The sequence below is a fragment of the Algoriphagus iocasae genome, assembly GCF_014206875.1.
Taxonomy (GTDB): domain Bacteria; phylum Bacteroidota; class Bacteroidia; order Cytophagales; family Cyclobacteriaceae; genus Algoriphagus; species Algoriphagus iocasae.
The window spans coordinates 24,000-49,315 of record NZ_JACIJO010000005.1; the positions used below are offsets into that span (position 1 = coordinate 24,000).

Below are 25,316 nucleotides of genomic sequence, written 5' to 3' on the forward strand. Positions count from 1 at the left end.
TGAACCGCTGGTGAAAATCAGGTGCAAAGGTAAGATATTTTTATGTCGGAAAGTAGTAATGCTCCGACCTAAGTGTTTTAGCCCTGACTAATTAAACCTACAATCTTTTCATCATCAACACTCTATAATTACTCACCCCTCCTTTAGGAATAACTTTCACGATTTTAAAACCTCTTTTTAGACCAAAGTTGATCATCGCTGGAAATCTATTTCTGGTTTTAAAATACACTTTCTTAAACCCTATTTTTCTAGCCCATTTTTCTTGAAAATCCGCCAAGGCTGTTGCAACACCACTTTTTCGAAATTCTGGTTTTACCCCTCCCATCCAAGAGTACAAAACATGAGGTTTCTTGCTTTGGTAGCCAACTTTAAAACCCAAAAGCTCTCCATTTTTCTCAGCCACTAAAGCCAAATATATTTTGTCTTTTAGCCGGCTGGTATAAAAGTCCATTGGAACCTCTTCATAAAATTCGGCGATACTTTTATGAACTTTAAAAACCTCTTCAAGAAAAGCCTCTCTTACCAAAAACTCCATTTCTGATTGATTAATGATTCATTTATAAAGTAAAAGTGGCAAGATTCGGGAAATTCTCCGATCCTGCCACTTTTTCAAATTGCTTTTAGTATCAGATTACTTTTTCACAGTCGGATAGGTTACCCCCAATTGCTCCAGATAGGTATCATACTTTGTTTCATCGTAATAATACTTCTCCATCAAAGGACGATAAAGATCCATAATTTGCTTATTCAAATATATTGGAGCTTCATCATCTGCCGAAATCATTGGCTTATACTCTTCCTCTTTAGTCTGGACATTTTTAAAATAATCCCAGGCTTCGTTTACCAGCTCAGGATTTAGAAGAAAATCCAAAATAGTCATTGCTTCAGCCTTTGCTCCGGCTGTCACTCCTTTATGAGCAATCGGCGTTGCCATGGCAATCGCATTTGCCCAGTGGTGCCCAGGAAGTCCAGGAATGTTGGAAGGAAATCTCATCGTCACAGTTGGCAAAACCCAGGAAACATCTCCGATATCATCAGATCCTCCAGAGCGCGGTGTGGTCACAGGCAATCCCAAAGTATCTAATTTGGTTGGCAATCCTTCAATCTTAGAAGCTTTCACTTCGGTTTGAACAGCTTTCGCCAATTCCTGATCTGCCTCAGACCATTCAGGCAATCCAACCTTTAAGATATTTGCATACATTTTTTCAGCTATTACCTTATTAAAGTGCCTTGGCCATGCAGTTCCGAGAATCTTAGAAGTCATCTCTGTATCGGTCATCAATGCTGCTCCTTGTGCCATTTTATTTGCCACATCATACATTTCCATGATGCCATCGTACTTCACATCTCTGAAATAATACCAAATAGAAGCTTTTGAAGGAACTACATTTGGCTGGTCACCACCATCGGTAAAAATGGAATGAGATCTTTTCAAAGGATCTAAATGTTCTCTTCTGTAATTCCAGCCCACATTCATAAGTTCAGCCGCATCCAATGCACTTTTACCTCTCCAAGGTGCTCCAGCAGCATGCGCTGCTTCTCCACTGAAAGTATATTCCACAGAAATCAAACCTGTTCCTGAAGCTTGGCCATAACTTACTCCCAAATTACTTCCAACATGGGTAAAAATACAGATGTCAATATCATCGAATAAGCCATCTCGGACAAACCAAGCTTTAGATGCTACCAATTCCTCCGCGATACCTGGCCAAAGAATCAGTGTACCACCGATATTTTCTCTTTCCATGATTTTCTTCACGGCCAAAGCCGCTGTGATATTCAAAGGAATCCCGGCATTATGTCCCTCTCCATGCCCTGGCGCACCTTCAATAATCGGTTTATGGTAGGCAACTCCTGGATATTGAGATGCCTTTGGGATATCATCCACATCTGAACCCAGAGCGATGACAGGTCCATCTCCATTGCTCCAAGTAGCAAACCAAGCTGTCGGAATTCCGGAAACTCCCATTTTTATCTCAAAACCATTGTCAGCTAAGATTCCTGTGAGATACTTAGACGATTCGATTTCCTGAAATCCAAGCTCGGCGAAACTAAAAATCTTATCGACCATTACTTGGCTCATTTTAGCCTCTTGCTGCACAATATCAAGCGCTTCTTGCTTTAATGCCTCCTTTTGCTTTTCCGAATATTTTTTCTGTGCAAAGGAAACAGGTGCAATTAATAAGGCAATACCAACTAAAAAGCTGTGTTGCCAAAGGGTAGAAATTTTCATAGGATTGGTGGTATGGTTATATCGGAAAATACTAAAAAGAAGTGAGTTGCAATCAAAAAAATGATCAATGGAAATAATTTATAGACAGGAGGAATTAGAGATTTTCATTCCAAACCCAGTCAATTTTTCTATTTTTGCAGGCGTTTAGCTAAAAAATCACGAATATTTCAATCATGGCGGAGTACACTTTTAGGGAAATTGAAAAGAAATGGCAGGCTTACTGGGAAAAGAACCAAACTTTCCTAGCCAAAGTCAATCCTGACAAACCAAAGTTCTATACACTTGATATGTTTCCATATCCTTCTGGAGCGGGACTTCATGTCGGTCATCCACTTGGATATATCGCTTCAGATATCGTAGCAAGATTCAAAACTCTAAAAGGTTTCAATGTACTTCACCCAATGGGTTACGATAGTTTTGGCTTGCCTGCGGAGCAATATGCAATTCAGACTGGACAGCATCCAGCTATCACCACCGAACAAAATATCAAGCGCTACACTGAGCAATTAAAAAATATCGGTTTTGCATTTGACTGGAGCAAAGAAGTAAGAACATCCAATCCTGACTACTATAAATGGACTCAGTGGATTTTCATGCAGCTCTTCAATAGCTATTATGATCAGGACGCTGACAAAGCTCTTTCTATTGACTCTTTGATTTCAAGATTTGAAAAAGAAGGGAATAAAAATGTGAAAGCTGTTTGTGATGATGAAACTCCAACTTTCACAGCTGAACAATGGAATGCTTACTCCGAAAAGGAGAAGCAGGAAATGCTTTTGAAATACCGATTGACTTTTTTAGCAGAAACTACTGTCAACTGGTGTGCTGCTCTCGGAACTGTACTTTCCAATGACGAGGTAAAAGACGGTTTCTCTGAGCGAGGTGGCCATCCAGTGGAGCGCAAGAAAATGATGCAGTGGTCCATGAGAATCACTGCTTATGCGGATCGCTTATTAAAAGGTCTGGAGAAAGTCGATTGGTCAGAGCCGATCAAAGAAATGCAGCGAAACTGGATCGGAAAATCCATTGGAGCTGAGGTAATCTTCCAAGTGAAAGATTCCAATGAAACCATCAAAGTATTTACCACTAGAGTGGATACTATATATGGTGTAACCTATTTGGCTTTGGCTCCTGAATCTGATCTGGCGGCTTCTTTGATCACTGAAGATCAAAGAGAAACTGCAGAAGCCTATATTGAAGTGGCAAAAAACCGATCAGAGCGTGAGCGAATGAGCGATGTAAAAACCATCTCGGGAGCGTTTACTGGCTCTTATGCGATCAACCCATTCAATGGAGAAGAAATCCAGATTTGGGTTGCTGATTATGTTTTGGCAGGCTATGGAACTGGCGCTGTAATGGCCGTTCCTGCGCATGATGAGCGTGATTACAACTTTGCGAAGCACTTTGGATTAGAAATCAGACAAGTGATCGAAGGTTCCATGGAAGAAGGTTCTTTCCCTGGAAAAGGAGGATTGATCATCAATTCCGGTTTCATTTCGAATCTTTATATGAAAGATGCCATGACCAAAGCCATTGAGTTTTTGGAAGAAAAAGGCATCGGAAAAGGCAAGATCCAATACAGAATGCGTGATGCGATTTTCACACGCCAGCGCTATTGGGGTGAGCCACTTCCAGTTTATTTCAAAGAAGGGCTTCCTTATTTGATAGAAGAAAAAGACTTGCCTTTGGTTTTACCGGAGGTAGATAAATACTTGCCAACAGAAGATGGAGAACCACCTTTGGCTCGCGCAAAAGATTGGAATTACAAAACTGCAGATGGCGAATTTCCTTTGGAAAGAAGCACGATGCCAGGTTGGGCTGGATCCAGCTGGTATTTCTTCAGATATACAGACCCTAAAAACGAATCTGAATTGGCTGATAAGGGCACTACAGATTATTGGGGAGCAGTAGATTTATACATCGGGGGTTCTGAGCATGCAACAGGACACTTATTGTATTCCAGATTCTGGACCAAGTTCCTATATGACATCGGCGTTGTAAGTATTGACGAGCCATTCCAAAAGATGATCAACCAAGGAATGATCCAGGGTAGATCAAATTTTGTATACCGAGTATTTCCAAGAATCAGTGCTTCTTCAGGTGATTCTCAACCAAAATTACCTCAAGTTTTTGTCACAAAAAGCACTAGGGATAAAATCATTGAAGGAGTAATTTCAGAGGAAGAAGTCAAAGAAATTACTAGTGTTGTTAATGATAAGTTTAAAAAATTAAATCCTGGAATGGAATTTAATCCGATGGTAGGACCAGTAAAACTATCTGAAATGCACGTGGACGTGAATATAGTTTACAACGACCAGCTTAACTTGGAGAAATTCAAAGCTTGGAGACCAGATTTGGCAGATGCTGAATTCATCCTGGAAGACGGTAAATACATCTGCGGCTCGGAAGTGGAGAAAATGTCCAAGTCTAAGTACAACGTCGTAAATCCGGATGACATCATCGAGCGATACGGCGCAGACACCTTGAGATTGTACGAGATGTTCTTGGGCCCTTTGGAGCAATTCAAGCCTTGGAACACCAACGGCATCGATGGAGTATTCAAATTCCTTCGAAAACTTTGGAACCTTTACCATACACAAGCAGGAGAATTCCAGGTTTCTGATGCAGAACCAAGCAAAGATGAATACAAAGCCCTTCACAAAGCCATCAAAAAGATGGAAGAAGACATGGCCAACTTCTCTTTCAACACTTCTGTTTCCAGCTTTATGATTTGCGTGAACGAACTAAGTTCAGTAAAATCCAACAAGCGAAAAATCCTGGAACCTTTGGCAATTTTGGTTTCTCCATATGCGCCGCATATCTCCGAAGAACTTTGGTCACTTCTTGGACATGAGACTTCCATCACTGAAGCAACATTCCCGGCATTTGACGAAAGCTATCTGAAGGAAAGTGCTTTTGAATATCCTGTGATGATCAATGGTAAAATGAGGGCTAAACTTAATTTGGACCTTTCTCTTTCTAAAGAGGAAATCGAAAAGGCTGCTTTGGCTGACGAAACCGTACAGAAATGGCTGGACGGCAAAGCACCTAAAAAAATGATCGTTGTCCCAGGTAAAATTGTCAACGTGGTTATTTAAAGATAATTAATTCAATAAAAAGAGCTCAACCAGTGCTATGGTTGAGCTCTTTTCATGTTAACTTGTTTTAATTTATCTTTGAAATATGCACTTAATTCAAGAAAAAGCATCAGGCATCAAAGCACTTTGTGAAAAACACAAAGTAAAAAGGTTGTATGCTTTTGGTTCGGTTTTGACCACTTGTTTTAATGAGGAAAGCGATGTAGATTTTTTAGTTGATTTTAGGAAAAATGAAATTCCCAATTTTGGAGCTAATTACTTTAATTTCATTTTTGCCTTAGAGGATCTATTAGGACGAAAAATTGATCTGATAGAAAGGGCTGCAATTCAAAATCCTTATTTCAAAGAACATGTAGAAGAGTCAAAATTATTGATTTATGAATTCGAAGATTAACGCTTACCTTTTCGATATTTTAAGAACCATCGAGGAGCTCGAAGGCTTTTTTAAGGAAAATGAAATCACATTACACATCCTTTTATCCAAGACAATCATCACAAGAGCGACCGAACGGAATTTAGAGATAATTGGAGAGTGCGTGAAGAAAATATTAGCAATTGACCCTTCATTTCCTATTTCGAATGCTCGACAGATAATTGCAACTCGAAATTTCATCGCACATGAGTACGGAGTTATTTCTTATGAAATCATTATAGAAGTATTGAACACTCACTTACCTATTCTTAAAAGAGAAGTCCATGAATTATTGAAGGGTAAATGATCATCTACACCTATCCCGTTCGCACAGCATTCACTGATCGTGACTTGGAGATGATTCGGCCAGAAATGAACATCAAAGCTTTGGAATTTACCCAGAGCCCTAGCAAACTTCCATTTTACTACCTACTTCAGTTTTTTCAATTGCTTTGGTATTTACCTAAGACCACTCAGTATCTCTGTTTCTTTGGAGGCTATCATTCTGTACTTCCTACTTGGTTTGGGAAGACTTTTAACAAGAAATGCATCATTCAGGCAGGCGGAACCGACTGTATGAACATGCCAGAAATAGGATATGGAAACTTCCGTAAGAAATGGCTTCGCAAAGCCACTGTTTACAGCTTTAAAAATTGCTCCCTGATTGTACCTGTTGCCGAGGCATTGATGAAACAGGAATATCATTTTGATGATCAAATCAATACGAAACAAGGACTTCTAAACCTAATTCCAGATTTAAAAACCCCATTTCAGGTGATTCCAAATGGTTTTGACACAGATTTTTGGAAAGACCTAAATACACCAAGGAAAGAGAAGTCATTTATTACAGTTGCAACAGGTACCTCCAGACATTCCCGAGCCATTATCAAAGGATATGATTTGATAGAACAACTTGCCTCCACCAATTCTGAATATACATTTACATTGGTGGGAGACGCTGGCTATACTTCTTCCAATAAAAATATCAAGGTGCTGGGAAAGCAGAGCAAAGAACAGCTTCGAGAACTTTTCAACTCACATGTTTTTTACTTGCAACTCTCTACTTCGGAAGGTTTTCCTAATGCATTGGGTGAAGCTATGGCTTGTGGCTGTGTGCCAATTGGTTCAGCAGTCGGAGCAATCCCAGAGATCATTGGAAACAATAAGTTGGTTTTGGCAAAAAAAGAGTTGGGGCTATTGCAGCATCTGATTGATTCCATCGAAGATCCTGAAATGGAAGAAATCCGGATTTCCAGTCAAAAAAGAATCAAGGAAATGTTCAGCTATTCTAAAAGGAAAATGAAACTGATCGAAATTCTTTCAAAATAACTTCCTTCTATAAATCACATTTTTCTGAAACTAAAGTCTTTATTGTAGCAAAAAGACATTTATGGATCATAAGTGCTTTCTCTTAATAATAACATGATTGTTTATTAATGAAGTTAATTTTGAGAAATCGAAAGATTTGAGAATCAATTTCCTGTTTCACTTCATTTTTCAACTTTTTGAAAAAATCAAACATTTAAAAGAAAAATAAACCGGTTTTTCCAATTCTTACATTTTTTTCCTGAAATCAGTTGAATTTTTAAACCGATTTTTTCAATTCTCGCAAAACACCTTTCATAAACAGGCATAAAAAAAGGGAGCTTTTTAAAAAAGCCCCCATCAGTGGGTCTATTGTCAATCGTCTAAAACCAAATAAAGTTTGGCGAAACTGCCAGTGAATCTGTTTTTATGACTTGTTTAATTCCTTAAACTTAATAAAATTGAATTAAATGCAACAAAAACAGATAAAAATTTTTTAAAAAAATTTTTATCTATCAATTGCTTTGAGATTGGAAGACTTTTGGGGTCAAGCCGAATTCTTGCTTAAAAGCCCGAATGAAATATGTAATGTTTCTGAAACCTGCCATGTAGCATACTTCCTGAATCTGAAAATGACCTATTTGAAGGTATTGCTTTGCAAGCTTCAATCGCTCATGAAGCACAAACTCCATTGGGGTTAATCCCAGATCTTGTTTGAAAGACCTCAAAAAATGCGCTTTACTCATGCATGCTTCACTTGCCAATTCATCCAACGAAATTGTTTCCCGGATATTTTTCTTGATGTAGTCCACCACATGAGCCATCCGATTACCGGCAGCCAGTTCCTTGTATGTTTTTTCAAGCATTTCCCTCGCTTGAGTTTGGCTTAATCGAATCAGAAGTTCTTTTAAAGCCAGAGTCGCAATCAGATCTTTCTCCTTCGATCCGTCTTTGACGCCGATTCGAATAAAGCGATTGATGATTTCAGAAAGATCTTGTGTATTGATCAGATGAAAATAACTTAAATCAAGCCCCCAATCTTTAGAGATCATTTTATCAGGAAACTTCTCATTAAGCAGATTAAAAGTCGCCTCAATCATTTCCTTTGAAATGGAAAGCGCAATGCATTGAGTGGGATTATCCAGATGCGCTTCCGGAAAATCTATTTTCATGACCTCATTTGGCGGAACGATAACCGACTCACCCGGGAGATAATCAAATCCAGGCTTATCGAATAAATGCATCACTTTTTTGCCTTTTAGCATGGTCGTAAGGACCAAATCTCCGAATACCAGATTCACATCATCTGCTTGCTGATGGGTTTCAAAAATATTCAGTTCGCAGTTCTCCAGTGTGTACGTAGTACGGTTCTCCACCAAAGTTTTTAAGTCCCTGGCGTTTCTCCAAGGCACTCCTGCTATAAAATTATTTTGGGTCATGCTTCAATTTACTAAGAATTATAAGCTTTTAGAAAATTCAGGAATTTATCACGATTCATACTTAAAACGAATAAATCCTACTATTATATCAACTCAGGTGGATGGGATGATGTTTCAGTGTCATTTTTTTAAATAGGATAAACGGAGATTTGAATAGAACCAAAATAACCGTCAAAAATGACAACATTAACATTATCTCAAACAAAGCCTGTCGACAGGCCCTCCGTCAAGGAGAAATATGATCACTTTATTGGAGGAAAATGGGTAGCTCCAAGTTCTGGAGAATATTTTGACAACATCTCACCCATAGATGGCAAAGCATTTACAAAAGCAGCCCGAGGAAATAAGGAGGATGTAGAAAAAGCCATTGATGCTGCTCATGTTGCCTTCAAGACTTGGTCAAAAACTTCTGCAGCAGAAAGAAGCCGAGTGCTGAATAAAATTGCCGACATCATTGAAGAAAATCTTGAAATGCTCGCAAGATTAGAAACAGTCGATAATGGCAAAGCGCTGAGGGAAACTAGAGCTGCAGATCTACCACTTTGCATTGACCATTTTAGATATTTCGCTGGGGTGATTAGAGCCGATGAGAGCAGTATTTCTGAACATGATGAACATACTGTTAGTATCGCCCTTCATGAGCCTTTAGGGGTGGTCGCACAGATTATTCCATGGAATTTCCCTCTATTGATGGCAACTTGGAAAATAGCTCCAGCACTGGCGGCTGGCTGTTGCACGGTGGTAAAACCTGCCGAACAAACTCCAACCAGTCTTATGGTTTTGATGGAGCTAATTGCAGACGTGGTGCCACCAGGAGTAATTAATGTAGTTACCGGGTTTGGTGTTGAAGCCGGAAAACCTTTGGCAACTTCAAAAAGAGTGGCAAAAGTTGCTTTCACTGGCGAAACAACGACTGGTCGCTTGATCATGCAATACGCTTCTGAAAACCTGATTCCTGTGACGATGGAACTGGGAGGGAAATCACCAAATATTTTCATGAAATCAGTAGCCGATGCCGATGATGAATTCTTTGACAAAGCAGTAGAAGGCGCTGTAATGTTTGCCCTAAATCAAGGTGAAGTATGTACTTGCCCATCCAGGATTCTCGTTCACGAGGACATTTACGACAAATTCATGGAGCGGGTGATTGAGCGAACCAAAGCTATCAAAATGGGACATCCCTTGGCAGAAGATACGATGATGGGCGCCCAGGCTTCGAATGACCAATACGAGAAAATTCTTTCTTATTTGGACATCGGAAAGCAAGAAGGAGCTACAATTCTTTGCGGAGGAGAAAGTGCCGGATTAAACTCTGGACTTGAAACAGGTTATTATGTAAAACCCACGATTTTCAAAGGGAATAATAAAATGCGCGTTTTTCAGGAAGAAATCTTCGGTCCTGTTACTTGCGTCACTACGTTTAAGACCACTGAAGAAGCCATAGAAATCGCAAATGACACCATGTACGGATTAGGAGCTGGACTTTGGTCACGAGATGCTCACGAACTTTACCAGGTGCCTCGAGCCATACAGGCAGGAAGAGTCTGGGTAAATTGCTACCATGCCTACCCTGCCCACGCGCCATTTGGTGGATATAAAAAATCAGGTTTTGGAAGAGAAAATCATTTGATGATGCTAGACCATTACCGTCAAACAAAAAACATGTTAATCTCTTATAGTAAAGAGAAACTTGGATTCTTTTAAATTGTCAATATCTAAAACCAGCAAAGGCAGAGGAACTTTCTTCTGCCTTTCTTTTCATTTAAAAACCCAAAATAATGGAAACTATTAAGCGAGTACTGATCAGTGAAGAAGCAAAGGAGACCGTTGATATTTTAAGAAAACGTTTTGGATCAGAGTTGATGTTTCATCAAAGTGGCGGCTGTTGCGATGGAAGCTCTCCGATGTGCTTCGAAAAGGGTGATTTCAAAGTAGGTAGCCAAGATATTTGGATGGGAGAAGTTTATGGCTGCGATTTTTTCATGAGTGCCGACCAATTTGAATATTGGGAACACACACAACTCACCTTAGATATCACATCTGGAAGAGGAAGCAGTTTTTCGATAGAAATACCTATGGGAATCAGGTTTATCATCCGATCAAAGCTTTTCACAGATGAGGAACTCCAAAATCTTAATCCCATCAAAACAGGCGAGGAATATTTAGCAGAAAGCTAAATTCAATTCATTCCCCTTCTCTCATTTTTCATTATCTTCAAAAGTACAACCACTACCTATGAAGAAATTAATTATTGCGTTAGGTGTCCTCACTTTCATCTATTTTATCGCGACCCTTCTAGTACCTCCATATATAGAAGAACAAAGAAACCCAGTCAAAGCTTCTCCACCATATTCTGTTTCTCCAGAAGCCCAGGCAATTTATGATCAATTGGATTTTATCTCTGACCTTCACTGTGATGCTTTGCTCTGGGGAAGAGACTTGACAAAAAAGGGTGATGCAGGACATGTAGACTTCCCAAGAATGAGGGAAGCCAACGTGGCTTTGGAAATGTTTACGATTGTGTCCAAGTCACCAGCTGGGCAAAACATGCAAAGCAACAGTGAGGATGCTTTTGACAATATTACACCTCTTACTATTGCCAAAGGAAATGCTCCAAACCAATGGTTTAGTCTGATCAACCGAACACTTGGACAGGCAGAAAGCCTCCATGAATTTATTGAAGAAGATGGAAATGTTCTTTTTGTAAAGGATCGAGCGAGTTTTGAAAATTTGATTGAAGCACGAAAATCAGATAAAACTGTCGTAGGTGGAATGTTGGGAATTGAAGGAGCACATGCTTTAGAGGGTTCTCTTGAAAACCTGGACAAGGTCTACGAAGCAGGAATCAGAATGATTGGCCCTACACACTTTTTTGACAATGCCCTTGGGGGATCTGCTCATGGAGAAAATGGTGCTGGATTAACTGACTTTGGTAAGTCAGTCATCAAGCGAATGAATGAGTTGAATATTTTCGTGGATTTAGCCCATAGCTCCCCTGCTATCGTAGATGATGTGCTAAACATGACCACTAAACCTGTCATTGTCTCTCATACAGGTGTTCGCGGAGTATTAGATTCCCAACGGAATTTGTCTGACGATCAAATCAAAAGAATTGCTGAAAACGGAGGGATTATTGGCGTGGCATTTTTTGACATGGCTGTAGGCGAACCTGAACTCGAAGGAATCATTGCCTCTATGAAACACATTAAAAACCTAGTTGGAGTCGATTTCATTGCTTTAGGATCAGATTACGATGGAGCTGTTGAAGTTCCATTTGATATTACCGGACTACCTTTGATCGTGGAAGGACTCTTAAATGAAGGTTTTACCGAAGTTGAAATTCGGGCCATCATGGGTGAAAATGTTAAGAGATTTTTCCTTAAAAACCTGAACTAATGAACGAATCAGTAATCCACCAAGAGAGTAAGTATTTCAAAAAGCTACAGGAATACTTAGGTGAGTTTGTGTATGGAGGAATAGATGGTGCAGTCACTACATTTGCGGTGGTAGCAGGTGGATTTGGTGCCGATCTGGACTCCGGGATTATCATCATTCTTGGCTTCGCAAATTTATTAGCAGATGGATTCTCTATGTCCGTAGGTGCTTATTTATCATCTAAAAGCAATCAGGAAAACTATAAAAAGCACGAAGCAATTGAATACTGGGAAATCGAAAACCTACCAGATGTAGAAAGACAGGAAATCAAAGAAATCTATGAGGCCAAAGGTTTTGAAGGAGAATTGCTCGAAAAAGTGGTAGACCAAATCACCTCAAACAAAGACCTTTGGGTAGCAGAAATGATGAAGGACGAGTTAAATCTCATGGAAGAATCCAAAAGCCCTTTTAAAATCGGACTGGCCACTTTCATCTCTTTCATTTTAGTTGGTTTTATTCCATTGCTGGTTTATTTGTGGACTTTTTTTAACCCTTCTTCGATCAACACCTTCTTTTGGACCAGTATACTTACGGGGATTGCTTTTATCATCGTGGGCTGGTTAAAATCGATAGTAAACCAAACCTCCAGCATTAAAAGTATTTTAGAAACCCTTGCTTTAGGCGTTTTGGCTGCTGTTGTTGCTTATTATGTGGGTGATATTTTAGAGAAATTTTTTACATAAAAACTATGAAAACCATTGATGAAGTTTTAATCCGAATGGATCAAATCGTTTCGGAATGCAAGGCTGGAAATTCACGCGTTGGATATTTCGCGATTCTATACAGACATGTCACAAGGCGAATCAAAGAGGGTATTTTAAAAATGGAGTTTGAGGATAATCCTCGCATGGAAAAATTGGATGTACTTTTTGCTGGCAGGTTCATTGATGCCTATGACTTATGGAAAAAAGGTCAAAAACCGACACAGAGCTGGATGGAAGCCTTTGAGGCCAGCAAATCAAGCAAGCATCTGGTTTTGCAGCATTTATTTTTGGGGATCAATGCCCACATCAATTTGGATCTTGGAATTTCTGCTGCTGAGACTGTTGAAAAAGAACCTTTGGAAGGAATTCAGAAAGATTTCAATCAGATCAATTCCATTTTGGCAGAATTGGTAGATGGGGTTAAATCCAATATCAGCAAAGTCTCTCCAGTATTTGGGATGTTAATTCCACTGGCAAAAGGAAGAGATGAAATGTTGCTGGACTTTAGCATCCAGTTGGCGAGAGATGGAGCCTGGAAATATGCAGGAGAATACTATGTAGCCAATGACCGTAATTTCTTGATTCAAGACCGCGATAAGAATATTTCAAAGCTTGCAAAAAAACTGATCAACCCAGGCAAATTTCTTGCATTTATCATCAAAATCGTTGGTTTTGCAGAGTGGAAATCTGTCAGTAAAACCATGGATCAGTTAGATGTCGTAGCTCAGAAAGTAGTGTAATAAAAAAGAGGCTGTCTGATAAATACTGTTTATCTCATTGAATGAATTCGAAATTCAGTTCGATTGGCGTATTTTGAATTCGACTACGCTAACAATGTCAGATCGATCTAATGGCACGATATGCGTGTCAGTCCGAGCGGAGTCGAGGACCCTTCGACTACGCTCAGGCTGACAAATTACAAGCTTTTAGGACAGCCTCCTTTTTTTTCATCATGGTTAAACTTTTTTCCTCCATTTCGACTCAATAGCTTCAATTTCGGCTTCAGTTTGAGCTTTATTTTTACGGTTGGTTTTTTCCTTGTTTAGATCCGTCGCATAAAAATGCGTTTCCTGGAAATAATCCACTCTGGCTTTCGATTCTCCTTTTGCCTTGGTCCATTTCTCGCTTTTAAATAGCCTCACTCGATCTTCATGCAATTCTAAATATTCATCATATGGACCTCTTGGTGAAATCAGTTTCACAAAAATCGGTGCTGTTTCAATGGCAATAAAAAGCAACATGATAAAGACATTTGCCAAGGCCATTGCTGCGCTTTCCTCAGTCAATGCCGCCAAAGCATCCATCCTTGCTGCAAGTCCATCAAAGCCTTCGATCCCAGGCTGCTGTTTTTCAAATTCGGCTTGTCTCAAGGCCATAAACTCCCTGATCTGAGCCTCCACAGTATCAATCCTAACTTGATTCCTGACTTTCAATTCATCCAAAGCGACTTGGGCTGCATCCAGTTGTTCTTCTTTTTTCTTAGCATTCGTTCCTATTCCTACTATTCCACTCGTCCCTGCCGTCTTTTCTCCAAAACGCTCAGCATCGTATTCTCTTTGCAATTGATCACGGAAATCCTCAGCTTCTTTCACTTCCGATTTCAGGCTTTCAATTTTCAATTCCAACTCCTGAATTTCAGGGAAGCCTTTCGCAAGATTCTCTTTGGATTGAGTAATAAATTCAGTTCTTTTTTCATCAATTTTTCGATTGATTTCACGCTCAAACATTTTGAGCTCAAGAGGCTTTGAAATCACCAATGCCAGTAAAACTGCCAGTACCAATCTAGGAATTGCAAGTTTCCATTCAGACCAGGCATTTTCACGTTTCCTCATACTGGAAACAATAAACCGATCCAGATTGAAGATCATAAATCCCCAGAGAAGTCCGAATAATACAGCTGGTAAAACTGACTGAAAAACTGTGTACAATGCATATCCGGCTGCCAAGGCTGCCAATACTCCTGTGAAAAACACTGTGGCACCGATTCCTATGTATTTGTTTGACTCTGTAGGAGATCTTTTTAGCAAAGAAAAATTAGCTCCGCTGCAAAACCAGAAAAAACGAGTGAGTTGCTCCATGAAAAGGGTATTTGGAATGATTTGTCTTTATAACGCTAAAACTTCACCAAAAAACCTCTTAACTACCGCGTAAAGACATAAATGTGACGAAATCATCTAAAACAGGCCAAAAACAAGCTTTTTGATAAAAATTTTGTGACGAAAAACTAGAGGGACAAAATCGCCAACTGTCCGAAGTGTACGAGTATGAGCATGTTATGGACGGTTTTGACCATTGCAGAAAAGAAAATATCTTTAAGACATGAATCCAAAATCTCTTTTCTCAGCCCTCATTTTAGTCCTTATTTTAGGATTGAATTCCACATTTGCACAAAGCAACAAATTCGATAAAGAAGTTGCAGACATAAGCCATCACTTGGATAGCATCGGCTGGTCAAAAGGGAGTGTCGTATTCACAGGAAGCTCTAGTGTTAGGATGTGGAAAAGTCTTCAGAATCAATTCCCAGAAGTCCCAATCATCAATACAGGGTTTGGAGGATCGACGGCCGAGGATTTAGAAGCACAACTCTTCCCACTGGTTCTGAGATTAGAACCCTCTAAGGTTTTTATTTACGAAGGAGATAATGATATAAACGGCGGGAAAACTGCAGCCGAAATCATGACTACTCTAGATGAGATAGTGACAAGAATCCAGAAACAATTACCAAACGCCACTGTCAACTTGATTTCTGCAAAACCAAGTCCATCAAGATGGGAATTAAAAACTTCCTATTTGGTGCTCAATGACCTGATGCGTCAATATTGCACCGCACATAAAAATGTGAACTTTGTCAATGTATGGGACATCATGCTGGACAAAACAGGCGTACCAAGATCAGATATTTTTATTGGAGACAATCTTCATATGAATGAAAAAGGATATGCACTTTGGAAAGAAATTTTCACTCCTTTCCTGACGGAAGATTAACCACCTTATTTAATCTGAAAAGAAAGGCCAAGGATAATCTGTTCCGTGCGGAAATTGTCTTTTCTCTTTAAAAATTGATCCAAAGTTAATTTTTGGTCATTGAAAACTCGTTCATATCGAAGATCCAATCCTACTGGACCAACATTAACCCCAAGACCAAATTGATACCCGAGAAACAAATTCTTATCCGGGGAATTTTCGAAAAAATCAGAATAATTATCCTTTAAACTATAGTGAAATGAAGGGCCTCCCACCAGGCTGATGAATTTGAAAAAATTCATACCCACTAAAACAGGAGCATCAAGACGTTGCAATTTCACTGTTCCTAAACCTGTGTCAAATTTTGTATTGGAATACAATAACTCAGGTCTTAGAAACAAATCATAATGCCCGAGTTTATAAAAAGCACCAAAATGATATCCTGAAGAAGCTCTTGGATTTTTCCAGATCGACTCAGCGTCTTTAAAATTTTTTCCCGAGGTGGAATAATTCAGCCCACCTTTTACTCCAAAACCCGGCCCTTTATTTTGAGCAAATGCCAAAACCCCACTCAGAAATAAAGTCAAAAACAGAAAGTAAGATCGTAAATTTTTCATTCCAAGTGCCATTTTAGGATTTATATCAAAAAAAGAACCAAACGAAGCTTTTGCCGAAATTTAAAATAATGAGAAGGCCAATTTATCAGTCAAAAGCTCCAAAGCTCGGATTGATTTGACAGAATTTCCTTTCTCATTGAGTTCAGGACTCCAAACTGCAATGCTAAACTTATGAGGCATCACTGCAGCGACTCCTCCCCCGACTCCGCTTTTCCCGGGCAATCCCACTTTAAACGCAAACTCCCCCGCTTCATCATAAAACCCGCAAGTCAGCATCAATGCATTCACTCTTCGGGATTGGCTTTCGGTTAAAATCTGTCTATTGGCAAAAATTGAAAACCCATCATTGGCCAAAAAGGAAAAGGATTTGGCGAGATCTACGCAACTCATCTCCATGGAGCAATGTGAAAAATACACATCTAGCACCTGATCTATTGGATTATTGAAATTCTTGAAAGATTTAAGAAAATAAGCCAATGCTGTATTTCGCTCTCCATGGTTCTTTTCTGAAATCTGTACTTCAGGATTGATTTTCACACATGTAGCACCTGCCAATTCATTGATAAAGTCGGTAATCTGATCAATAGGATTTTCGAACTTACTGCACAAGGCATCGGTAATCACCAGAGCTCCGGCATTGATAAAAGGATTTCTTGGTATTCCCTTTTCATATTCCAGTTGAGCAATAGAATTGAAAGGATCACCGCTTGGCTCCACATTCACCCGAGTCCAAAGCTTTGAGTTGAAAAAATTAAACACCATAGTCAGTGTAAATACCTTGCTGATACTCTGAATTGAAAACGCCTTCTGACGGTCTCCTACGCCATACACATTGCCTTTGAGATCCACGAGAGCTATCCCAAACTGATTCGGATTGACGTTTCCAATCTCAGGAATATAGTCGGCGACTTTGCCTCGGAGATTCTCCTCCTGCACCTCATGGTACACTTCTTCTATTAGCTGCTGGTAGTCCATGTTGGAAAAGTGTGGAAAATTGGGAAGGAAAAAAAGATTTTTTTGAGATATCAACTATGAGATAATTTAACATTCAGAAAATGGCTGACAGTTATTTCATGTTTGAGAAGAAAATAAAACAAAGATGAAGATGTCAGCCTGAGCGAAGTCGAAGGCCTTTCAACTTTAGTAAAACTTTGTCCTCGACTCCGCTCGGACTGACATGTATCCCGATAACAACTAGACGTTCGATTGATAATAAAAAATCATACCTCAGAATCTTATGTATATAATATTTTTATATATTTGGGAAAGCTAGGTAATACAGCAAAACATGTCGAACAACAATCTGATCAAAGGCTCGCTCCAAACCATCATTCTCAAACTTCTGGAGGAGAATGAAAAAATGTATGGCTATGAAATCACCCAACGGGTGAAGGAACTGACTGCGGGGGAAATCAAAATCACCGAAGGTGCGCTCTACCCTGCGCTGCACAAGCTGGAAGCTGAAGGGTTGCTCAGCACGGAAATCCAGCAGGTGGATAACCGGGTGCGGAAATACTACAGCCTAACTAAAGATGGTCAAAAGGAAGTCACCAGTAAAATGTCTGAGTTGCAAGGCTTCGTAGAGAACCTTCAGCGAATTCTGACTCCGGACCTAAAACCGGGTTTTAATATCTGATTTTTTTTACGTGACAATTATGAGAAAATTAACAGAAAAGGAACTTGATCAGGTAAAAAAGGTGATTGCGGCCAAAGAGTTGACTTCAGCGGAAATCGTGATTGAAATCTATGACCATTATGTAAGTCATTTGGAAAGTTTTGAAAGTTCGAAATTCGAATCTGAGCTGTTTGAATTGGAGCAAAAATTCACATTTGGGTATTGTCATTCCCTTCAGGCAAAGCTCTTTAAAGCCTCAAAAAATGATATCTTGAGCTTTCAATGGTCGATTTTCAAAACCTATTTCACTTGGCCTAAATTCTTGGCAACTACTTTTTTCTTGGCGATTTATATTATCATTTGGATGGAGGTCGAACATAAAACAAAAGCTCAGCTTCTTATTATTCCTATGATTTCGATTGTGATTTTATCAGCTTGGATTTACTATCGATCATTTAAAAAAGTAAGAAAAATCAAAAAAATGATTGATAGCCCAAGAACCATAGAGTCATCACTCTTGAAAGTCATCATGATCCAGCTATCCTTAATCACATCTTCCTTTAATTTATTGATTTTAACTCCAAAAATATTTGATATCCCAGAATTTATGGAAAGCCCTTATTTCTTAGCGGCGACTTTGGCTTTGTTTTTATTTTATGCCAGTTATTCACTGACACTTTTCGAGGCCTGGAAGATCAAATCTAGAACTGCGCTGATATGAAACTTACCAAAAACCAAATCCACAAAATACAATCCTCACTGTCTGGCAGAAGAATCTATTATGATGATATCAAAGCAGAATTAGTAGATCATTTTGCTTCAAAAGTAGAAGACGCAATGGAGAAAGGTAGTTCTTTTGATAAGGCCTTCTCAGAAATAAGTAAAGAAATAAATCCATCCCAATTTCAGAGGAAGCTTTTGCTAGCCACTCACATAGGCTTTCTTAAAAACATAGCTTCAAATATGTTGAAAGGATCAATTCTATTGAAAAGCATTTTACTGTTTGCCGTTTGGGTAATCATCATTAATTTCTTTGAATACAGCCCTGATGTAGCAGAAAGGCATGTAAAAACCATATTCATCGGTACTACAGTAGGCTTAGCATTGATAGGGCTTTGGGGAGGATTATTGAAAAATTCAAAAGTTGTAGCTGCGGGCAATACACTTTGGCTTATGATCTGCATTTCTCAGTTTGTGCTTAACCTTGACTTAATGGTATGGCTTGGACTATCTCCTATTTTAGCCATTTGCTTAATTACATTTTTGCTTTCACATCTGTTTATTGCTGGACTTTCGGAGGTAGTTTTTCAAACAAAAAGACTTAAAACAGCATGAAACTATCTCCTTCCCAAATCGACACCCTCAAAAAACTGATTTCCTACAAAGGTTATCCCGAGATCGACTTGCAATATGAGATCTTGGATCATGTAGCCTGCAAGGTAGAAGTATTATTGGAGGAAAAGCCAGATATGTCGCTTGACGACGCTTTTAGGAAAGTCCATAGTGAATTCGGGATCTTTGGTTTTTCTGATTTGGCTGAGTCCTATACCAAAAGCATAGAAAAACGCTATCGAAGATTCTTCTGGGAAGAATTTGTGGAGTTTTTCACGAGCTATAGAATCATTTACCCTGCAGGGATTGGATTTATTCTGTATTGGCTGAGTGTAAACACAAGACCGTTTGGGTATGAATTGACTTTACCCAATTGGGCTGTTCTTTTCTTTTTCGCAGGACTAATTTTTATTGTTGCAAGCTACTATAGGGTGAATAAAAGTCTTAAGAACTATGTGGCATATAAAAGCACCAACAATTTTATGCTAATCCTTAATTTCTTTTTGCAACTCAATGTAAACGGTTTAAGATTTTTTGACAACCCAAATTACGTAATAGATTTTACTGGTAAAGGGGTTATCATGGCATTAGGACTGTTGCTAATAGCCATTTCTTTCTTATCGATTTTCCTTCTGCCTAGAGTTTTGGACAGGTCTATTGAAGAAATCAGAAAGCTACAGGCCATTTATGAGGGGTAAAATCATATTCTAAACAACTACCTGATTATGAAACTGATGTAGTTTATAATTTTACATAAAAGCCTCTTTGCTATTTAACTTTATACCTTCTTCAACTTTTAGCCTTGATTATTAACCCTTGCTAATTGATCATTAAATATTGACCATTCAATTCGTCACAAGCTCAATCTTTCCACCTTTTCTAAACAGCTCGTGCCCTACATAATATCCATCTAAAGGCTTGCCGTTGACTTTGATTTCCTTCAGTTTTCTACCTCCATTCGGTTTCAGGATCACCAAATCACTACCGATATCAACTTTCCAGGTAACCTCATCAAACAGTGGCACAGTCACTAAATAATCCGCATCGGCAGGTGACATAGGATAAAGGCCCACTGCAGCACAAACGAACCAAGACGACATTTCCCCAGCATCATCCATTCCTGACAAAGCCAAACCTTCTGGGCCAATACCGTAAAGTTCATTCATGATCTTATCCAGAATAGCCTGTGATTTTTCCGGCTTGTTCACATAGTAATAAGCAAATGGAGCCTCATGATCAGGTTGATTCCCCTGACAATATTGCCCGATGAAAGTAGATATGTTTCTGGCAATGTGATTTGGATTCCAAGGTTTGGTAAAAAACTCATCCAGCTTTGCCTCAAACTTATCAGGCCCTCCGTATAGACTCACTAGTCCTGGCATATCGTGAGGAGCGTAAAAAGAAACCTGCCAGGCATTTGCTTCTCTAAACATATACTCATAATAGGGATACTCTGAATCAAATGGTGAAATCCAATCTCCATTTTCAAGCCTTCCTCTCATGAAATTTATCGATGGATCAAAAACGTTTTGATAGTTTTTGGAGCGCTTCATTAGGTCTTGGAAATGTTCTTTATCCCCGAGCGTATCAGCCAAAATCGCCAATGAATAATCATCATAGGCATATTCCAAAGTCTTGGAAACTCCCGCTCTGGCTTTGGTTTCTACATGAGGCTTCTCAACATCTGGATCTGAGATATAGCCTTTGGCAATATATTCCTCCACAAATGCCCGTGGACTACCTGATTCATAAGCATTGCGAAGAAGATATTGATAGGCTTTTTCTACTTCAAAATTATCAATACCTCTTTTGTAAGAGCCTGCTATAAATGGAGCTCCATGATCTCCATGGAAGAAAGTCGGTACAAAACCTGTAATCTCAGCTCGACTGATCAAAGATGAAATCACATCACCGGTTACTTCTGGAGACAGAATACTCAAAAGCACCAACTTATTTCTATAAGTATCCCATAGAGATGGGATGGTATAATACTTAAAATCCTGTTTTTGGATTTTCCCAGCCTCATCTGAAAATTCTCCATTCACATCACTGCGTAAAGCCGGCCAAAGGAAAGTCCGATAAAGGGAAGTATAGAACATTTCCTTATTTCGATGGCTGTCACTTTTCACAGAAATTTTCGAAAGCAAACCATCCCATTCCTTAACGGCTGCCTTTTGAACTTCTTCAAAGGAGGTGTCTATTGATTCACTTTCCAGGTTTTCTTTTGCATTAGCAATGCTCACATAAGAAATACCAATTTTCATGACCACTTTTCCAGCTTCTTTATCAGAAATTGAAACTATGGCGTATCCATCTTTTTCTCCTTTTGACTCCAATTTCAGATTAAAGACTTCATGGTTTAGAACTGCATAGAAATGAACTTTATCTCTTCCTACTCGCTGAAAACCCTCTAAGACGTTTGTTCCAACGAGATTAATATCCCAATCCGAAACTCCGTTATTGGCTTTTCCCAAGCCAAAAAGAATCCTTCGGCCTTCTGGTTTTTCAAAAAGATACTCATGAATCCCTGTTCTTAGCGTCGAAGTCAATTTCACCCCAACCTTATAATCATCCAAGAACACCTCATAATATCCTGGGCTGGCATATTCATTTTCATGCGAAAAAGTAGATTTAAAGGGAGCAGTTGCTTCTTGTGAAATAGGAAGAACAGGAAGATTACAAAGATTCCAATGTCCTTTATTAGTATGAGCAAAACCTAAAATCTCTGAATCCTCATACTCATATCCTGCTCCGGATCCCCATTTTGTAATTGGGCTAAGCTGAACCATGGCATTTGGAAGTGCACTTCCGGGAAAAGTCAACCCTGCCCAGACCCTCCAGTCCCTAGGTGGTGTATATCCAATCACAGAAGGGTCTGTCAGCGGAGCCGTACCTATAAAAGGATTGACTAGGTCAGTTGGTTTTTCTTGACCAAAAGCGTTTTGTAATACAAAAAATCCTAATACCCAAAATGGCATCCTCAAATTCAATCTCATAAATCCTGAATTATCAATAGTTAAGTGTTTATCATCCAGCCTTTTAAAAATCAGCAAAATGAACTAACAATTCTAATCATACTACACCCATATTCAAACAAGAATTTGATTGACGGAAAGCCCATATTGAGTTAAAATGAAACTTTTTACCCGGTTATACTCTATAAAAAGCGTAAACTTCATTAAGTCATAACCTTACTGCAAAATATTATTCGTACTTTTGCGGCTCAATTAGGCAAACCATGCAAAATATTCGGAATATCGCGATCATCGCACACGTTGACCACGGCAAAACTACCTTGGTTGATAAAATCATTCATGCTTCTAAAATATTCAGAGAGAACCAACAGTTTGATGACCTGATCTTGGACAACAACGACTTGGAACGTGAAAGAGGAATTACCATTCTTTCTAAAAACGTTTCGGTTCGATACAGAGACACCAAAATCAACATCATTGACACTCCTGGTCACGCCGATTTCGGTGGTGAAGTAGAACGTGTATTGAAGATGGCTGATGGCGTTATCCTTTTGGTGGATGCTTTCGAAGGCCCAATGCCTCAGACAAGATTCGTTCTTGGAAAAGCATTGGATCTTGGATTGACTCCAATCGTTGTTGTAAACAAAGTAGACAAAGAAAACTGTCGTCCTGATGAAGTTCATGAAGCAGTTTTTGACTTGATGTTTAACTTGGATGCAACAGAAGAGCAATTGGATTTCCAAACTCTTTATGGTTCTGCAAAGCAAAACTGGATGGGTCCTGACTGGAAAACTCCAACAGACTCTATCATCCCTTTGCTTGATGCAATTGTGGATCATATTCCTGCTCCAAAAATCGAAGAGGGATCTCTTCAGATGCAGATCACTTCTTTGGATTACTCTAACTTCGTAGGACGTATTGCCATCGGAAGAGTAAAAAGAGGAACTATCAAAGAAGGAGCGCAAGTGACTCTTTGTAAAGTGGGTGATGTTTTCAAAAAAGTAAAAGTTAAAGAACTTCATACTTTCGAAGGTTTGGGTAAGGCCAAAGTTTCAGAAGTAGTAGCAGGTGATATTTGTGCTGTAACCGGAATCGAAGATTTTGAAATCGGTGATACCATTGCTTCCGCAGAAAATCCAGAGCCATTGAAGCGAATCGCTATCGATGAGCCTACTATGAACATGCTTTTCACTATCAACAACTCTCCTTTCTTCGGTAAAGAAGGGAAATTTGTGACTTCCCGTCACTTGAGAGATCGTTTGATGAAGGAAACTGAAAAGAATCTTGCCTTGAGAGTTGAATCAACTGATTCTGAAGATAAGTTCTTGGTTTATGGACGTGGTATTCTTCACTTGTCGGTTTTGATCGAAACTATGAGAAGAGAAGGTTACGAACTTCAGGTAGGTCAGCCTCAGGTTATCTACAGAGAAATCGACGGTGTAAACTGCGAGCCAATTGAAACATTGGTGGTAGACGTACCTGCTGAATCTTCTGGTAAAGTAATTGAATTAGCTACTCAGCGTAAAGGTGAATTGTTGATCATGGAGCCTAAAGGTGATCTTCAGCATTTGGAATTCAAAATCCCTTCTAGAGGTTTGATAGGATTGAGAAACAACGTATTGACTGCTACTCAAGGTGAAGCGATCATGAATCACAGATTCACTGCATATGAGCCTTTCAAAGGAGCAATTCCTGAAAGAAATACCGGTTCTATCATTTCTATGGAAGGTGGAGCTTGTACAGCTTATGCGATCGACAAACTTCAGGACAGAGGTACTTTCTTCGTTAATCCAGGAGAGGAATTATACGGAGGCCAGGTAATCGGAGCTCATAACAGAGACAATGATATCGTGGTAAACGTACAGAAAGGCAAGAAATTGACCAACATGAGAGCTTCAGGTTCTGATGATAACACGAAGATTGCTCCTGCTGTGAAATTCTCTTTGGAAGAGTCTATGGAATACATCCAAAAAGACGAATACTTGGAGATCACTCCTAAAACTATCCGAATGAGAAAAATCTATTTGGACGAAGGAGAAAGAACAAGAATGGCAAAGAAGGAGGCTTAATTAGATTTTAGAACCAAGATCCTAGAATCAAGCTAAATGCGAATCCCTCAAAACGAAAGTTTGAGGGATTTTTTTATTTAAAAGTGTTTTTATGTAAAACATTCGTTTACCTAACACGTATTTATTTGCAATCTTTGCCATAACTAAACCCTATCTCCTGATGAACAAATCACTTTTCCCCCTTCTAGTCTGCTTGCTTATTTCAAGCATTAGCTTTTCCCAAACAAAAAATGATAAGTTATTTCTGACCGATGAAACTAAAGAAGTCAAGATAAAAGAAGTTGGACCGGATTTCATCAAGTACACTTTTCCAGGCGAGGAAGTGCTATATACAATCAGTAAAAATGTAGTAAACAAGATTGAGTTTTCCAGTGGGAGAATTGAGGAATTCACTACACCATTCAAAGAAATCAACTCCATACTGGATATTGAAAAGGTTTTCATCACTTTTAATCCTGATGATGTGCAAGGCTTAGATATGAAAGGAGATTTATTTTCCAAGGCTGTTGGCGTGACCACATTGTCCAGCGTAAACAACGTGAACAACAGAGCCCTGACTAAACTAAAAACTGAAGCTTTTATGATGGGTGCCAACGCACTTTTTATCGGGAATCAGTTCCAGCGTGGAAATCAATACGGCAATGAAAATACACCGGGTAATAGCACCATGACTACCTATTCTGCGAAAGCCTATTCTTCTAAAAAACTGGATATAGTTGCAGCTAAAGAGATGATCGAAAACCACAAATTCAATTATTACCAAAGATTAGAATTATCCCGCAACGATTGGAGTCCAAATCTAGTTTTTCAGGAATCTTGGGATAAAGACTATTTCCCTATTTTAGATGAATTAGGTGAGGTATCAGAAAAAGATGGTGTCCTTTTTGTCAAGCTAAATAGTAAGAAGTTAGGAGACAAAAAGTTACAGGTAGTCAGAATAGGTGAAGATCAACTTACTTTGATGGATCGAACAGATAAAAAGATTATTAATTACGACTTTTTAACTGACCAACACAAGCAGGTTCAGAACAGAATAAAAATGGCACAATTGCGGAAAGAAAACGAAAATGGGCAATAATCAATAAAGCCTGATTCTAGAAATAAATCAGGCTTCATTT

23 protein-coding genes are annotated in these 25,316 nt (G+C 39.1%); 16 read left to right on the forward strand and 7 right to left on the reverse strand.

Annotated elements, in window-relative coordinates:
* Window positions 1-97: 97 nt before the first annotated feature.
* Together FHS59_RS21350 and FHS59_RS21355 are read right to left on the reverse strand one after the other, a co-directional pair.
* On the reverse strand, window positions 98-535 hold the full coding sequence (locus FHS59_RS21350; protein ID WP_184498042.1) for a GNAT family N-acetyltransferase: 438 nt from the start codon (window positions 533-535) through the stop codon (window positions 98-100).
* 96 nt (window positions 536-631) lie between these two features.
* The gene (locus FHS59_RS21355) at window positions 632-2,233 is read right to left on the reverse strand and encodes an amidohydrolase (RefSeq protein ID WP_184498044.1); all 1,602 of its coding nucleotides are present in this window, start codon (window positions 2,231-2,233) and stop codon (window positions 632-634) included.
* A 173-nt stretch (window positions 2,234-2,406) separates the two neighbouring features.
* Between FHS59_RS21355 and FHS59_RS21360 the strand changes: the two genes are divergently transcribed.
* The 4 genes from FHS59_RS21360 (at window position 2,407) to FHS59_RS21375 (ending at window position 7,072) form a co-directional block, all read left to right on the forward strand.
* Window positions 2,407-5,331: a leucine--tRNA ligase gene (locus FHS59_RS21360; RefSeq protein ID WP_184498046.1), complete on the forward strand. Its 2,925-nt coding sequence runs from the start codon at window positions 2,407-2,409 to the stop codon at window positions 5,329-5,331.
* 85 nt (window positions 5,332-5,416) lie between these two features.
* Complete coding sequence (locus FHS59_RS21365; RefSeq protein WP_184498048.1) at window positions 5,417-5,725, forward strand: nucleotidyltransferase family protein; 309 nt, start codon at window positions 5,417-5,419, stop codon at window positions 5,723-5,725.
* Window positions 5,709-6,050, forward strand: a complete 342-nt coding sequence (locus FHS59_RS21370) for a HepT-like ribonuclease domain-containing protein (protein WP_184498050.1) — start codon at window positions 5,709-5,711, stop codon at window positions 6,048-6,050. Before FHS59_RS21365 ends, FHS59_RS21370 begins: the two co-directional genes overlap by 17 nt.
* Window positions 6,047-7,072: a glycosyltransferase family 4 protein gene (locus FHS59_RS21375; RefSeq protein ID WP_184498052.1), complete on the forward strand. Its 1,026-nt coding sequence runs from the start codon at window positions 6,047-6,049 to the stop codon at window positions 7,070-7,072. The genes FHS59_RS21370 and FHS59_RS21375 overlap by 4 nt, the downstream gene beginning before the upstream one ends.
* Before the next feature lie 491 nt (window positions 7,073-7,563).
* On the opposite strand, the gene FHS59_RS21380 is transcribed toward FHS59_RS21375, so the two are convergent.
* Window positions 7,564-8,487: an AraC family transcriptional regulator gene (locus tag FHS59_RS21380; RefSeq protein WP_184498054.1), complete on the reverse strand. Its 924-nt coding sequence runs from the start codon at window positions 8,485-8,487 to the stop codon at window positions 7,564-7,566.
* 177 nt (window positions 8,488-8,664) lie between these two features.
* On the opposite strand from FHS59_RS21380, the gene FHS59_RS21385 reads away from it, so the two are divergent.
* The 5 genes from FHS59_RS21385 to FHS59_RS21405 all read left to right on the forward strand — a co-directional run bounded on the left by FHS59_RS21385 (window position 8,665) and on the right by FHS59_RS21405 (window position 13,366).
* Window positions 8,665-10,191 carry an aldehyde dehydrogenase family protein gene (locus FHS59_RS21385; protein ID WP_184498056.1) on the forward strand — a complete coding sequence of 509 codons (1,527 nt, stop codon included), beginning with the start codon at window positions 8,665-8,667 and terminating at the stop codon, window positions 10,189-10,191.
* A gap of 74 nt (window positions 10,192-10,265) precedes the next feature.
* Window positions 10,266-10,664, forward strand: a complete 399-nt coding sequence (locus FHS59_RS21390; RefSeq protein ID WP_184498058.1) for a DUF779 domain-containing protein — start codon at window positions 10,266-10,268, stop codon at window positions 10,662-10,664.
* 58 nt (window positions 10,665-10,722) lie between these two features.
* On the forward strand, window positions 10,723-11,883 hold the full coding sequence (locus FHS59_RS21395; protein WP_184498060.1) for a dipeptidase: 1,161 nt from the start codon (window positions 10,723-10,725) through the stop codon (window positions 11,881-11,883).
* Window positions 11,883-12,605, forward strand: a complete 723-nt coding sequence (locus FHS59_RS21400; RefSeq protein ID WP_184498062.1) for a VIT1/CCC1 transporter family protein — start codon at window positions 11,883-11,885, stop codon at window positions 12,603-12,605. The genes FHS59_RS21395 and FHS59_RS21400 overlap by 1 nt, the downstream gene beginning before the upstream one ends.
* Window positions 12,606-12,610: 5 nt before the next feature.
* Window positions 12,611-13,366 (forward strand): DUF5995 family protein, encoded by a 756-nt coding sequence (locus FHS59_RS21405; protein ID WP_184498064.1) that lies wholly within the window; start codon window positions 12,611-12,613, stop codon window positions 13,364-13,366.
* 216 nt (window positions 13,367-13,582) lie between these two features.
* Here the strand turns inward: FHS59_RS21405 and FHS59_RS21410 are convergent, their stop codons facing one another.
* Window positions 13,583-14,704, reverse strand: a complete 1,122-nt coding sequence (locus FHS59_RS21410) for a DUF4407 domain-containing protein (protein ID WP_184498066.1) — start codon at window positions 14,702-14,704, stop codon at window positions 13,583-13,585.
* Window positions 14,705-14,945: 241 nt separating this feature from the next.
* Here FHS59_RS21410 and FHS59_RS21415 point away from each other — a divergent pair, with 241 nt between their 5' ends.
* Complete coding sequence (locus FHS59_RS21415; RefSeq protein WP_184498068.1) at window positions 14,946-15,611, forward strand: GDSL-type esterase/lipase family protein; 666 nt, start codon at window positions 14,946-14,948, stop codon at window positions 15,609-15,611.
* Window positions 15,612-15,616: 5 nt separating this feature from the next.
* On the opposite strand, the gene FHS59_RS21420 is transcribed toward FHS59_RS21415, so the two are convergent.
* Window positions 15,617-16,207: an outer membrane beta-barrel protein gene (locus tag FHS59_RS21420; protein WP_184498070.1), complete on the reverse strand. Its 591-nt coding sequence runs from the start codon at window positions 16,205-16,207 to the stop codon at window positions 15,617-15,619.
* A 60-nt stretch (window positions 16,208-16,267) separates the two neighbouring features.
* Complete coding sequence (locus FHS59_RS21425; RefSeq protein ID WP_184498073.1) at window positions 16,268-17,182, reverse strand: glutaminase; 915 nt, start codon at window positions 17,180-17,182, stop codon at window positions 16,268-16,270.
* Between the two features lie 313 nt (window positions 17,183-17,495).
* Here FHS59_RS21425 and FHS59_RS21430 point away from each other — a divergent pair, with 313 nt between their 5' ends.
* From FHS59_RS21430 to FHS59_RS21445, 4 genes are read left to right on the forward strand one after another with little or no spacing between them, the layout of a single operon-like run.
* A complete protein-coding gene (locus FHS59_RS21430) occupies window positions 17,496-17,843 on the forward strand; it encodes a PadR family transcriptional regulator (RefSeq protein WP_146920531.1) in 348 nt (115 codons plus the stop codon).
* A 19-nt stretch (window positions 17,844-17,862) separates the two neighbouring features.
* Window positions 17,863-18,543, forward strand: coding sequence for a hypothetical protein (locus FHS59_RS21435; protein ID WP_184498075.1), 681 nt, complete (start codon window positions 17,863-17,865; stop codon window positions 18,541-18,543).
* Entirely contained in the window at window positions 18,540-19,157 is a 618-nt protein-coding gene (locus FHS59_RS21440; protein WP_184498077.1) for a hypothetical protein, read from the forward strand. The genes FHS59_RS21435 and FHS59_RS21440 overlap by 4 nt, the downstream gene beginning before the upstream one ends.
* Complete coding sequence (locus FHS59_RS21445; RefSeq protein WP_184498079.1) at window positions 19,154-19,852, forward strand: hypothetical protein; 699 nt, start codon at window positions 19,154-19,156, stop codon at window positions 19,850-19,852. The genes FHS59_RS21440 and FHS59_RS21445 overlap by 4 nt, the downstream gene beginning before the upstream one ends.
* A 147-nt stretch (window positions 19,853-19,999) precedes the next feature.
* Here the strand turns inward: FHS59_RS21445 and FHS59_RS21450 are convergent, their stop codons facing one another.
* The gene (locus tag FHS59_RS21450) at window positions 20,000-22,150 is read right to left on the reverse strand and encodes a GH92 family glycosyl hydrolase (RefSeq protein ID WP_184498081.1); all 2,151 of its coding nucleotides are present in this window, start codon (window positions 22,148-22,150) and stop codon (window positions 20,000-20,002) included.
* A gap of 242 nt (window positions 22,151-22,392) precedes the next feature.
* Between FHS59_RS21450 and typA the strand changes: the two genes are divergently transcribed.
* On the forward strand, window positions 22,393-24,198 hold the full coding sequence (gene typA / locus FHS59_RS21455) for a translational GTPase TypA (protein WP_184498083.1): 1,806 nt from the start codon (window positions 22,393-22,395) through the stop codon (window positions 24,196-24,198).
* Between the two features lie 160 nt (window positions 24,199-24,358).
* Window positions 24,359-25,276, forward strand: coding sequence for a hypothetical protein (locus tag FHS59_RS21460; RefSeq protein ID WP_184498085.1), 918 nt, complete (start codon window positions 24,359-24,361; stop codon window positions 25,274-25,276).
* Window positions 25,277-25,316 lie beyond the last annotated feature (40 nt).